The following is a 12,781-nucleotide window of genomic DNA, read 5'->3' as shown; positions in this document are numbered from 1 at the left end:
TAGTGCTCGCTTTTTTTGTTTTTTTAAATAGAGTTATTACCAAGTTTACAGCTCTGACCAGTTTGCGAAAAAGCTCACTTTTTACTGGAAACCTATAGGCAGCATTACGTGACGGGCAAGCAGCACTTGTATATTAAACTTTACACGCAATAACTGTGTTACGTTCACGTAAACGTAAGTAGGTGTGGTTGTTCTATTTATAGTTTTTAAAACTTACAAACGACGCTTTTGTGAATTTTTTATCTATACAAGGCTTTTAATTGGGTTATTTAATTTAAGCTTAATGTTTTCATTGGTTTTATCATCTGTGAGTATAGCGAACACGTATATGAAGTGATAAAGTCTCGGCAATTTCCAGCGCGCATACCCTCTCACGGGTTAACTATTTCGGAGTATTTTAAGTGGCTGTGTTTAATCGAGTTGAATTTGATAACCATGAACAAGTGGTTTTTTGTTCTGATGAAGAGTCGGGTTTAAAAGCAATTATTGCTGTACATAATACTAACCTAGGTCCTGCAGTTGGCGGATGTAGAATGTGGGATTATGCGAACGACGAAGATGCTGTTTATGACGTGCTACGTTTATCAAAGGGCATGACTTATAAAAATGCAGTTGCGCGCTTACCGTTTGGTGGCGGTAAATCTGTAATTATAGGTAATGCGAAAGAAATTAAATCTGAGCAATTATTTCGTGCATTTGGCCGTCAGTTAGAGCGATTAAATGGCAGTTATTACTCAGCAGAAGATGTAAACATCACATGTGCTGATGTAGCTATTATGAATAAAGAAACTAATTACGTACTGGGTCTTGAAGGTAAAAGTGGTAACCCATCGCCATTTACAGCATACGGTACGTTTTTAGGAATTAAAGCAGCGCTACAGCATCAACGCGGCCATCAAAATTTTGCAGGCGTAAAAGTGGCTGTTCAAGGTTTAGGTGCTGTTGCTTATGGTTTATGTAAACATTTACATGATGCGGGCGCTGAGTTGTTTGTAACTGACATTAACCAAGCTGCCATTGACCGTGTAGTAAGTGATTTTGGTGCAACTGCGGTTGGCATTGATGACATTTACGACTTAGATGTTGATGTTTATGCACCTTGTGCATTAGGCGCAACCGTTAACGATTTAACGATACCGCGTTTAAAAGCGACTATTATTGCAGGCTGTGCTAACAATCAGCTGGCAGAATCTCGCCACGGTGAAGTTATTCGTGAAAAAGGCATTTTATATGCACCAGATTACGTAATTAACGCCGGTGGTATTATTAATGTTTATTACGAAACAGCGCCAGAAGGTTACAGTGCAGCAGCATCTAATAAACATGTTGAAGGTATTTTTAATACGTTAACTGAAATTTTTGCTCGCAGCGAAAAAGAGCAAAAATCAACGCATTTAATTGCTGACGAATTAGCGCAAGAGATCATTAAAAACGGTCTATAAATTTAAGCTAAAATGCAATAAAGGTGTGCAATTGCACACCTTTTGTTTATCTGTAAGTTAAGGGGGGGTTGATCTTTGCGGATTTAACCTTGAAAGATTAATAGACCCTAATGCAATTATTACTGAACAGCGGTACACTTTATTTTTAATTTTGTGCGGCAAATTATGACTCCCTCAACTTCTCTCATGCAGCCTATCGATTTAGATAATTGGCCTAGAAAGCAACACTTTGAATTATTTAAACACTTTTCTCAGCCTTATTTTAATGTGTGTGTGCGTTTAGATGCTCAAGCACTTTACGACTATTGCAAAACCAATCAATTTTCTTTTTTTCAAGCGTATGTATATTGCACCTTAAAAGCGTGCCATGAGTACGATTCAATAATGCTACGTATAATAGATAATCAACCATGGTTACTTAACAGTGTTCGCGCAAGTGTGGTTGAGCTGTCTGAAAACGATACATTTGTTTTTAGTTATTTTAATAGCGCAAGCGATTTTAAAGAGTTTGCAAATCATGCAAGTGACGTAAGCAAAAAAGCGAAACAACAGCCGTTATTTTCTGATGTATTTGCCCAAACAGAAGGGCAGGCCGACTTAATTCATATATCTGTTTTGCCGTGGCTGAATTTTAGTGCGTTTTCGCATGCATTTAGTGAAGGGCAGAGTTTAGGCATTCCTAAATTTGTATTTGGTCAGTTTGATAAACACACAGGCACAATGCCTTTAGCTATCGATGTACACCATTCATTAATGGATGGTTTGCACGTAGCGAAATTTATAAACGCATTGCAGGGTACATTTGACTCCTTTTGCAAAGGTTAACTTTAAACACGTCATTTAACGGCAGTGCAAAGCAGTAAACAATTTATAAGTAATCTATAAGTAATGCGATGTGAATTACTTTATATTCAAATACATAACCTTATATGCTTGAAAAGCACGTGCGCTGGACATATTTATATACCATATCTTAGCTCAGGAAATCCTCATGATAAATGGACTGTTAATTGTTGTTTTAATTCTTTTTGTGGTGATTTTCTGGCGCTGGCCATCAATTCAAAACCGATTATGGCGCAGTAAATATAAAGACTTTGCTTTAAATTCACAGCAAAAAGATATTTTACTGCGTTGTATGCCCATCTATAAAAAAATGACCGACGCTGACAGAGAAAAATTAGAGCGACATATTACGTGGTTTTTAAACGAAAAACGCTTTGTTGGTTGTGATGGTTTAAAATTGACACCCGCAATGAAGTTAATTGTAGCCGCTGATGCGTGTGTATTAGTACTTAATAAACCGTGGCCGTTATATAAAAATGTAAAAGAAATTTTATTATACCCAAGTGCTTATTACGCCCCGCAATCAACACGCGATAGTGCAGGGCTTGTGAGTTACCATAATGCAGTAAGGCTTGGTGAGTCTTGGCCTGGCGGCACACTAGTACTCAGTTGGCATGACGTGCTTGAAGGTAACCGCTTGCCAAGTGATGGACATAATTTAGTTTTTCATGAATTTGCGCATCAACTCGATCAAGAAACAGGAAAAACAACAGGCACGCCACTTTTAAAAAGCTCAGCAGATTACAAAGAGTGGGGCCGAGTATTTAGCCGCGCGTTTACGCAGTTGAAAAGTCATGTTGCTTATAGCATGCCACACGTTATTCACAGCTATGGTGCAACTAATGAAGCCGAATTTTTTGCTGTTATCACCGAAACCTTCCTCGAAAAACCCGCAGAGCTGCGCCGATACGATCCTGAAATTTATAGTATGCTCGTTAATTACTATCAATTTGACCCTATAGTTTGGCATTAAACTTATATAAACCGCGCTTTATCATATAACACTGGCAAGTTGTGCTTGTTTTTGTTGCAATTGTGTAAAATAGTTTTACAGCAACAAAAACAAGCGAGAAACGCATGAAAAAAATGCTTCATACAGTATTGGCATTGTCGGTGTCATTAGCGATAGGGCAAGTGAATGCCGCCGAAAAAGACGAACAAAAATGGCAAGTAGATTCACCTAAGGGGCAATTTGTTGACGCTGCAATTAGCGTTGAGCAAGGCACATGGATGAATATAGATATTAGCCCTGATGGTAAAACCGTGGTGTTTGACTTACTTGGCGATATTTACACTATGCCAATGAGTGGTGGTACAGCTACAAAGCTCACCTCTGATATTGCATGGCAAATGCAACCACGCTTTAGTCCTAACGGCAAAAGTATTGCGTTTACCTCCGACCAAGGTGGTGGCGATAACATTTGGATAATGGACTTAAATGGCGAAAATCAACACGCTGTTACCGATGAAACCTTTAGATTACTAAATAGCCCTGCATGGAGTCCTGATGGCGACTACTTAGTTGCGCGTAAACACTTTACAGCTAGCCGCTCATTAGGTGCCGGTGAAGTGTGGTTGTATCATAAAGCGGGTGGCAAAGGCGTGCAGCTTACAAAACGCGAGAACGATCAAAAAGATTTAGGTGAGCCAATGTTTTCACCTGATGGTCGTTATGTATACTTCTCACATGATGCAACACCCGGTAAAACCTTTCATTATTCAAAGGATTCTGTAGCGGGCATTTATAAAATTAAGCGCTACGACCGTGAAACGGGTGAAATTGAAACCATAATCGATACGATGGGCGGTGCCATTAGGCCTACACCGTCACCTGATGGTAAAAAACTGGCGTATATAAAGCGTGATGATTTTCAAACTAGTCTTTATTTATATGACTTAACCAGCGGTGAGCACACTAAGCTTTACGATAAGCTTGAGCGAGATATGCAAGAAACCTGGGCTATTCATGGTGTATACCCAACCATTGCATGGACACCCGATAACGAAGAGTTAGTATTTTGGGCTGGTGGCACAATTCACAAGCTAGATGTTGCAGACAAATCTGTTAAAACCATACCTTTTAAAGTGCAAACAAGTAAAAAAATTCAAAAAGCAGTGCGCTTTACACAAAACTTAGATACCGACGAGTTTGATGTAAAAATGCTGCGTAATGTGCAAGTAAGCCCAGATGGCGAAACTGCAATTTTTGAAGCGCTTGGGCATATTTATAAACGTGATTTAGAGTCGGGTAAAATTAAGCGTTTAACAAAGCAAACTGATCATTACGAATTATTTCCACAGTTCTCTCGCGATGGTAAAAAAATAGTTTACACCACATGGGATGATAACAAACAAGGGTCTGTAAGAGTGGTTTCTGCGCGTAGTGGTCGTGGCGATACAATTACTAAAGAGCCCGGGAAATATGTAGAGCCTACGTTTAGCCCAGATGGTAAAACGGTTGTTTATCGTAAAGCCACTGGCGGCAGTATTTTAAACCCTAAGTGGTCACTTAATCCGGGGGTTTATAGCGTAAGCGCTAAAGGCGGTAAAAGTGAGCTTATTTCAAAAAGTGGTTATCAACCACAATTTGGAGATGCAAACGATCGTGTTTTCATTATGAGTCCTTGGCCAAAACCAACGTTAAGTGTAGTAGAGCTTGAAAGTAAAAAAGTTAGCAAACTATACGAGTCAGAGCATGCGACAGAATTTAGAGTATCACCAGATGGCAAATATTTAGCGTTTGCAGAGCGATTTAAAGTATTTGTAACCCCGTTTGTACAAAGTGGTAAAACAATTAATGTTGGGCCTAAAGACAGTCAATTTCCAATAGAGCAGTTATCGGTACGTGCTGGTGAAAACATTAGCTGGAGTGCTAAGAGCAACAAACTTTATTGGACATTAGGGCCTGAGCTTTATCATGCAAGCCTTGAGGGGATGTTTGCCATTAACAAAGCCGAAGATGCCGACTTTAAAGTGAAAAGTGGCGATAATATTGGTTTCAGTAAAAAAATGGCAGAGCCTAAAGGCATGATTGCGCTCACTGGTGCAAAAATTATAACGATGGACGGCGAAAAGGTTATTGAAAATGGTGTAATTATCACTGATGGCAAGCATATTAAAGCAATTGGTACAGCCAGCGAGATAAGCATCCCTAAAGGTGCTGAGGTTATTGATGTAACAGGTAAAACTATTATGCCTGGTATTGTTGATGCTCATGCACATGGCTCGCAAGCAAGTGACGAAATTATACCTGAGCAAAACTGGAAAAACTTTGCAGGTTTAGCGCTGGGTGTAACTACAATTCACGATCCATCAAACGATACCTCTGAAATATTTACCGCAAGCGAAATGCAAAAGGCAGGCATGATTGTTGGCCCGCGTATTTTCTCAACGGGTACTATTTTATATGGCGCAAATATGCCAGGTTATACGTCGCATATTGACTCGTTAGACGATGCTAAATTTCATTTAGAGCGCCTTAAAAAAGTAGGGGCGTTTAGTGTTAAGTCGTATAACCAGCCACGTCGTGAGCAGCGCCAACAAGTTATTGAAGCAGGCCGGATGCTTGAAATGATGGTTGTCCCTGAAGGCGGCTCATTATTACAACATAACTTAAGTATGATTGTAGATGGACACACAGGTATTGAACATTCAATCCCTGTAGAGCACATATACGACGATATAAAGCAGTTATGGTCGCAAAGTGATGTTGGTTATACACCAACACTTGTAGTGGCTTATGGTGGCATTTGGGGTGAAAATTACTGGTACGATAAAACTGATGTGTGGAATCATCCGCGTTTAAGTAAATTTGTGCCAAAAAATCAATTATTACCGCGCTCTATGCGCCGCATTAAAGCGCCCGATCATCACTATAATCACTTTAATAACGCACGCGTTGCTGCTGAGCTGCAAGACCTAGGTGTATTAGTTAACTTAGGTGCTCACGGTCAGCGTGAAGGCTTAGGTGCACACTGGGAGATGTGGATGTTTGCACAAGGCGGAATGACACCGCTTGAGGTAATACGTGCATCGACACTCGATCCGGCTAAGTATTTAGGGCTTGATAAAAACGTAGGCTCGCTTGAAGTGGGCAAACTGGCGGATTTAATGGTTATAGATGGCGATCCGCTTAAAAATATTCGAGATTCGGATAAAGTAGATTACACCATGATCAATGGTCGATTATTCAATGCAGAGACAATGAATGAAGTGGGTAAAAAAGAGCGCGAACCACTTTATTTTGAAAAACTGTAATTTATTTTGATCTTTTGGAAGCGGCTATTAGCCGCTTTTTTAGTCTTACTCAACTTATAAGGCTCTATTTTTTTGATTAAATGGTGCAATTAAGGTTGGAAGACGATAATTAATATAATTTTTAGATATTTTTTAGCAAATAACGCACATAAAAAAACCGCTTAACGCGGTTTCTTTTAAAAATCATAAATGTTGATTAAACAACACCGCGCGGTAAGCGACAATCATGATCTTTACGAGCTAAAATTACAATCCAAAGCTCTTCCGCTGTGTAGCCTTCTTCATTTTCGGTAACAACAGTGAATGGGGCTTTTTTCTGTGCTTTTACAGGCGCAGCCGCTTTGGTTTTAGTTTTTTTAGCAGGCGCTTTGGGTGTCGTTTTACCAGAGCTTAATTCTTCAGTTAGCTCTACTAAATCAGCTAGGCGTAAGTTTTTCCCGCCATCGATGCTGTACCAGCCAGGTTTAGTTGTGATTTCAGGTTTTTTACCATTGGCAGCTTCGTACGCTGATTCAAAGGCAGATAACACTTCTGTTTTGTCTAGTTTGCTCATCAGAGACCCTATACGTTGTGAACACAGATAAAGAAGACGTATTTATACCTATTTTAAAACAGTTTTTCAATTTTTTGCGATTTTCCTTCCATTTTAAACCTATAAACGCCAAAATTTGCACAAAATTCAGTGCAAAGTAAGGTAAGTTATATGCAACGTAGAGAATTTAACCAACTCCTAAATGACATTTTAAAGCCTCATTTAATTAAAGACTTTTGCCCAAATGGTTTACAAGTTGAAGGTAAAAATAAAATTAAAAAAATTGTGACGGGTGTAACCGCGAGTCAAGCATTAATAGATGCTGCTATTGAGCAACAAGCAGATGCTATTTTGGTTCACCATGGTTTTTTTTGGAAGGGGGAATCCCAACCTATAACGGGAATGAAAAAGCGTCGTATAGGCGCGCTACTAGCTAATGATATTAATTTATTTTGCTATCACTTACCACTCGATATTCACCCGGCAATAGGCAATAACGCGCAACTGGCAAAGTTATTAGATATTGAAATAGAGGCTGGGCTTGAGCCAGTTACAAATAGCGTAGCAATGAAAGGACGTTTAAAAACGCCTCTAAATGGTGAAGATTTTGCAAATAAAATAGCAAAAGTACTTAATCGGGCCCCACTCACAAGCTTAGTACGCTCAGCTAAAATTGAAACTATTGCACTGTGCACCGGTGGAGGGCAAGGGTATATTGATTTAGCTGCAGAGCAAGGTATTGACGCGTATTTAACCGGTGAGGCATCAGAGCAAACAATTCATAGCTCTCGTGAGCAAAATATTGATTTTTTTGCAGCAGGGCATCATGCAACAGAGCGCTATGGTGTAAAAGCTTTGGGTGAGTTATTAGCGCAAGAGCATGGTTTTGAGGTGATATTTATAGATATAGATAACCCAGTTTAACTAGGCTATCTATTAGCTAACCTGAACTTTGGTTGAAATAGATTTTATTGTCCAGAGTTCAGGTTAGGACTATATAAGTTACAGCGCCTCTGGATCTATCCAGCGGCGCAAACTTATCCATGTATTTCCTACTACTTCGTGACTATATTGCGTAACCACAAGTAAGGCTTGAGCATTTGGAATAAACTGCTTGCTCCACGGCAGCGCTGCAAAATTATGGTAATCAGTGGCTGCGGTTATGACTTTAATGCCTTGAGCACTAAATAAGTCTTTGGCACGGGGCATGTGCAGTACAGATGTTACTAGTGCAACTTTAAAGTCGACTAATTTTGATGCGAGTAACTTAGCTTCTTCACCGGTATCCATTGCTTTTGGGTTTTGGAATATACGGCTTTTATTAATTCCTAAACTCACCGCTGTTTGATACATAAGCCCGCTATTAGTGGTATTTTGATAGCCCCCGCCTGAAACTATAAGCTCTGCATTAGGGTAGTACTTGGCAAGTTTTACACCTTCGACTAAGCGCGTTAGCGCACAATTACCTAATTGATTATTTGAACTTAAAGCCGAATTTGGGTTTATGTCGCAACCTAGCACGACTATTTTGTCTATTTTAGAGTGCTTTAGGGTATTAAATGCAAGCGACGCAGGTTCATTATTTTGGATAATTAAATTGGCGATAAAGGGTGTACTCAATGCAAGTAATACAATTAAGCTTAAAGTAGATAAGAAGAGAGCTGATTTGCGGCCTTTAAATGCGAGTAGGAGCATTAGACACGCAAATAAACCAAATAGAGGTAGTGGCATAAGTAAACCACCAATCATTTTTTTAATAACAAACATAATAAGCAACATAAAAACAAGAGTATTGCTTTATGTTACTCATTAGATTGCGATTTATCGACCGTTATTTAGCTTACAGGTATTTAAAAAATGGCGATAAACAGGGTTATCTTTCATATCTTTTTTCATTGCTAAGTACATCGGTCGAGTAAGCCCAAGCGCACCTAGCGGGATGGACTTTATTAAACCTTGGCTTTCATAAGGGGTAACTAGCCAATCAGGTAATGCAGCAACACCCATACCAGCACTCACTAATTGAAAAATAAGGAGTCCTTGATCAACTGTTTTTAAGGTGCCATCGAAACGTGCATTTTGAATAAAGTATTTAAAAATATCTTGGCGTTCGCGCGGGATAGGGTATGAAATAATGGTTTCGTTTTTCAAATCAAGTGCTGTTACATATGCTTTTTTAGCAAGTTCATGATCAGGCGCCACAATAAGCTTCAGTTTAAAATCAAACAAGTGCGCGTATTCTAATGTGTCGGGTTCACGTATATCAGACGTCAAAACTAAGTCGAGCTCATCGCTTAGTAAGTCAGGAATAGCGTCGTAACTAAAGCCACGTTCATAATCAATTTTTATATCAGGCCAAAAGTTATTAAATTCTTTAATAGTAGGTAATAACCAATGAAAACATGCATGGCATTCCACACTTAAACGCAGTTGAGAAATAGGCTGGTTTAAGCTTTCTTTTAAACGGCATTTAGTCGCTTCCATTTTTGGTAATATTTCGTGAGCTAACTCAAGTAATAACATTCCTTGGGGCGTAAAGCGGACTGGCTGAGTTTTACGTTCGAATAATTGGCAATCTAATTTATTCTCTAAATCTTTGATTTGATGAGATAAAGCAGACTGTGTTAAAAATAATTCTCGTGCTGTATTAACCAAAGATCCTGTTTCTTTTAGGGTTGCTATGGTTTTTAAATGTTTAATACCAATCATCTTTAAAAATTCTCATGGAAAAAGTGAGTTTAGCTCAGATTAATTACATACTACGCCTATATAAAAAACGTTTCAACGTCTAGATGGCTAAAGTTTTGCTGTTTATTGTCATAAATTTATTAAAAATTTAAATTTCTAATGATAGAAGTCATTTAATACTGACTTTACAAGTTTTATATGAGTTTGCTTCATGTTGAATCAAAGGAAGGAAAAATAATATATATTTTAACTGGACGTAATTTTTAGCGTCGAAAATAACTGCTCGAGATAGATTTATTATCCATAGTTCAGGTTATCTAAGGATGATTTAATCGTGGTGTGAATTGTGTAGTGAGCTCGATAACTACTTCTGCGTTACTTTAGAGGCTTACATCCATGTAAGAATAAGTAAAACCGATTAACAAAGAGTAAAATCGGCTATATTATAGGGGGTTATTTATTAATAATATGGCTTCGTTTGCGCTGACAGGTTTTGATTTCAAAAATCCTTGCCCAAAATCGCATTGCGTCGATTGTAATATAGTTAGTTGTTCTACAGTCTCTATCCCTTCAGCTACGACAGCAAATTTTAATGATTGCGCCAGAGATAAAATAGCCTCAACCAACGGGTTAGTTGAATCTTGAAGGTGGTCAATAAAACTCTTATCAATTTTTAAAACATGAATCGGAAGTTGATGTAAATAGCCTAATGCAGAGTATCCAGTGCCAAAATCATCTAAACAGAGCTTAACTTTTAGAGGGGATAGGCCTTCTATAATTTGCGTTGCTAGATCTAAATTCTCTATTAAACCTGATTCTGTAATTTCTAGGCATAAAGAACCCAAAGGCAATTGATATTTGTTGTAAATAGCATGAATTTGCGCAACAAAATCAAGACTAGCAAAATGCCGAGATGATACATTAACTGTAATTTTTAAGAATCGATGACCTTGCTGGTGCCAGTCTGAAATTTGTTGGGCAGCTAAATCGAGCAAGTGCAAATCAAGGTTTATAATCTGCCCAGTGGTTTCAGCAATAGGAATAAAGTCATTCGGTGAAACAAAGCCTTTTTTAGGGTGATGCCAACGAACTAAGGCTTCAAAACCAATGACTTCACTTTCAGCGATGGTAAAAATTGGTTGAAAATAGAGTTCAAATTCGTTGTGCTCAATACCGTGTTGCAAATCGTTTTCGATATCAGCATGAGTCTTAAGCTTTTTACGCATGGTATTATTAAAAAACTTAACTTGCCCACGACCTGTCGATTTAGCCTCGTACATAGCGGCGTCAGCTTGTTGAAGTAATATATAAGCTTTATCATTTATATTATCACTATATGCAATACCGATACTGGTTGAAGCTTGTAATAAATGACCATCAACATCGATTGGTTTTGAAAGTACAGTTTGAATCCGTTTAAGCGCTTCGTTGACTTGGTTTCGATGCGTAATATTTTCCATGAAAATAGCAAACTCATCGCCACCTAAACGGGCAAAGGTATCGGTATTACGAACGGTGGCTTTAATTAAGTCACATATTCGAATTAAGAAGTGGTCACCAACTTCATGGCCTAGAGAATCATTAATACTCTTAAATCGGTCAAAATCTAAATATAACAACGCATGGCTGGTGCCTTTTTTGGCACGTGTTAGTCTTAATATAGCGTGCTTCGCACGTTCTATTAATAGTGAACGATTAGCTAGTCCAGTCAATTCATCGTGTAAAGCACGGTGTTCAAGCTCCTGGCGAGCAAGTTGCCTATCTATTGCCATGCTAATTTGACGGCTCACATACGTTAATAATGAGCTGTCATGCTCACTGTAATGTAAAGACTTATCATAACTTTGAACAACAATAACACCACTGATACGTTCATTTGCTTTAAATGGTACGCCCAACCAAGACTCGGATTGTCGGCCTATCATTTTGAAGTGGCCATCTGCTATTTGTTGTTTGTAATCTTTTTTTGTAAAAAGTAATGGCTGATCTTTTTGTAGTAAATAATATGAGGCAGTGTCTTTAAGTTGCTCTTTTGAAAATTTTTGATGGGTGCTTGTTTGAATACCCTCTTCAACAATGTAGACAATGTCGAGTATATCTACTTGTTTATCGTAAAGTGCAATAAAAAAATTATCTGCACGTAACAAGCTATTAATTATAGCGTGAAGAGATTCAAAAAAAGTATCTAGGTCACTGGCTTTATAAGTTAAGTTAGCTATTTGCAAAAGACTATTTTCAAGTTTTTGCGCATTATTTAATTGCTCAACAGTTTGTTGTAAATTATTGACAGTATTAACTTGGTTTATTTTGGCACTAAGTAAATGTGCGACAGTGGTGAGTATTTCAAGGTGGGCATTAGTAAAATAGTTCTTAATGGGATGTTCACAATCAATTACCCCTAAAATTTGCTCTTTATATATAAGAGGAACACATAATTCTGACTGAGCAGGGCGTTCATCTGCTATATAGCGGCTATCAGTACTTACATCACCAAGCATCACTGCTTCACCGGTGCGTGCAACAAAGCCCGAAATCCCCTCACTAAACTGTATTACCTTTCGTTGCGCTCTATATTTGTAGCGTTGATGGGGGATCCCCATAGATGCAACTTGGTTTAATATAGAAGCTGAGTCATCGGCAAGGTAGATAACACAATCAACAAAGCCAAGTCTATTAACGACTTGAGTTGTTACGTATTCTAGTAACTCTTCTAGAGTATCAAGCTGTAATAAACTAGATGAAAACTGATTAATGATACTAAGCTGTTCAGTTTTTATTTCCAGAGCTTCATTGGTATCGACTTTGTTCGACATAGGCAGCTAATTTTATTCTTTATATTTATAAACACAGCGACTAAGTTAACGTAAACTTTATCTTTCTACAAAATAAAACGATGAATGCTTTTTATGAGCTGTAAAGTTTTATTTAATAGTGGAGCTGAGTCCATTATTTTTAATAAGGTCTTTACTCGAAAACCTCCTATGCCTATGATCGGATAAATTCAGCCGTGGAATAAAAA

At 38.2% G+C, this 12,781-nt stretch carries 9 protein-coding genes; 5 read left to right on the top strand and 4 right to left on the bottom strand.

Features of this window, described 5'->3' with window-relative positions:
* Nucleotides 1-401 precede the first annotated feature (401 nt).
* The 4 genes from P20495_RS03650 to P20495_RS03665 all read left to right on the top strand — a co-directional run bounded on the left by P20495_RS03650 (nucleotide 402) and on the right by P20495_RS03665 (nucleotide 6,542).
* Nucleotides 402-1,442, top strand: coding sequence for a Glu/Leu/Phe/Val dehydrogenase (locus P20495_RS03650; protein WP_008138453.1), 1,041 nt, complete (start codon nucleotides 402-404; stop codon nucleotides 1,440-1,442).
* Nucleotides 1,443-1,628: 186 nt separating this feature from the next.
* Complete coding sequence (locus tag P20495_RS03655) at nucleotides 1,629-2,267, top strand: chloramphenicol acetyltransferase (protein ID WP_008138452.1); 639 nt, start codon at nucleotides 1,629-1,631, stop codon at nucleotides 2,265-2,267.
* 166 nt (nucleotides 2,268-2,433) lie between these two features.
* Complete coding sequence (locus P20495_RS03660) at nucleotides 2,434-3,258, top strand: M90 family metallopeptidase (RefSeq protein WP_008138451.1); 825 nt, start codon at nucleotides 2,434-2,436, stop codon at nucleotides 3,256-3,258.
* A gap of 104 nt (nucleotides 3,259-3,362) precedes the next feature.
* Nucleotides 3,363-6,542 carry an amidohydrolase family protein gene (locus P20495_RS03665; protein WP_008138449.1) on the top strand — a complete coding sequence of 1,060 codons (3,180 nt, stop codon included), beginning with the start codon at nucleotides 3,363-3,365 and terminating at the stop codon, nucleotides 6,540-6,542.
* 196 nt (nucleotides 6,543-6,738) lie between these two features.
* Here P20495_RS03665 and P20495_RS03670 read toward each other — a convergent pair whose 3' ends face one another.
* Entirely contained in the window at nucleotides 6,739-7,095 is a 357-nt protein-coding gene (locus tag P20495_RS03670; RefSeq protein ID WP_007375880.1) for a hypothetical protein, read from the bottom strand.
* A gap of 150 nt (nucleotides 7,096-7,245) precedes the next feature.
* On the opposite strand from P20495_RS03670, the gene P20495_RS03675 reads away from it, so the two are divergent.
* Nucleotides 7,246-7,998 (top strand): Nif3-like dinuclear metal center hexameric protein, encoded by a 753-nt coding sequence (locus P20495_RS03675; RefSeq protein ID WP_008138447.1) that lies wholly within the window; start codon nucleotides 7,246-7,248, stop codon nucleotides 7,996-7,998.
* A 78-nt stretch (nucleotides 7,999-8,076) separates the two neighbouring features.
* Here the strand turns inward: P20495_RS03675 and P20495_RS03680 are convergent, their stop codons facing one another.
* The 3 genes from P20495_RS03680 to P20495_RS03690 all read right to left on the bottom strand — a co-directional run bounded on the left by P20495_RS03680 (nucleotide 8,077) and on the right by P20495_RS03690 (nucleotide 12,575).
* Nucleotides 8,077-8,841: a YdcF family protein gene (locus P20495_RS03680; protein ID WP_193371861.1), complete on the bottom strand. Its 765-nt coding sequence runs from the start codon at nucleotides 8,839-8,841 to the stop codon at nucleotides 8,077-8,079.
* Between the two features lie 54 nt (nucleotides 8,842-8,895).
* Nucleotides 8,896-9,783: a LysR family transcriptional regulator gene (locus tag P20495_RS03685; protein WP_008138443.1), complete on the bottom strand. Its 888-nt coding sequence runs from the start codon at nucleotides 9,781-9,783 to the stop codon at nucleotides 8,896-8,898.
* Nucleotides 9,784-10,205: 422 nt separating this feature from the next.
* Nucleotides 10,206-12,575 (bottom strand): EAL domain-containing protein, encoded by a 2,370-nt coding sequence (locus tag P20495_RS03690; RefSeq protein ID WP_008138441.1) that lies wholly within the window; start codon nucleotides 12,573-12,575, stop codon nucleotides 10,206-10,208.
* Nucleotides 12,576-12,781 lie beyond the last annotated feature (206 nt).

This window comes from Pseudoalteromonas sp. BSi20495 (assembly GCF_000241185.1).
In the GTDB taxonomy this organism is placed as follows: Bacteria; Pseudomonadota; Gammaproteobacteria; order Enterobacterales; family Alteromonadaceae; genus Pseudoalteromonas; species Pseudoalteromonas fuliginea.
Note: the sequence above shows the minus strand (reverse complement) of the source record. Positions and strands in the feature narration are given on the sequence as shown.

What these genes read in the sequence shown, in the direction of transcription:
- P20495_RS03680 (WP_193371861.1), bottom strand. Translation starts at nt 8,841, where the DNA reads ATGTTTGTTATTAAAAAAATGATTGGTGGTTTACTTATGCCACTACCT.
- P20495_RS03655 (WP_008138452.1), top strand. Translation starts at nt 1,629, where the DNA reads ATGCAGCCTATCGATTTAGATAATTGGCCTAGAAAGCAACACTTTGAA.
- P20495_RS03660 (WP_008138451.1), top strand. Translation starts at nt 2,434, where the DNA reads ATGATAAATGGACTGTTAATTGTTGTTTTAATTCTTTTTGTGGTGATT.
- P20495_RS03665 (WP_008138449.1), top strand. Translation starts at nt 3,363, where the DNA reads ATGAAAAAAATGCTTCATACAGTATTGGCATTGTCGGTGTCATTAGCG.
- P20495_RS03675 (WP_008138447.1), top strand. Translation starts at nt 7,246, where the DNA reads ATGCAACGTAGAGAATTTAACCAACTCCTAAATGACATTTTAAAGCCT.
- P20495_RS03685 (WP_008138443.1), bottom strand. Translation starts at nt 9,783, where the DNA reads ATGATTGGTATTAAACATTTAAAAACCATAGCAACCCTAAAAGAAACA.
- P20495_RS03670 (WP_007375880.1), bottom strand. Translation starts at nt 7,095, where the DNA reads ATGAGCAAACTAGACAAAACAGAAGTGTTATCTGCCTTTGAATCAGCG.
- P20495_RS03690 (WP_008138441.1), bottom strand. Translation starts at nt 12,575, where the DNA reads ATGTCGAACAAAGTCGATACCAATGAAGCTCTGGAAATAAAAACTGAA.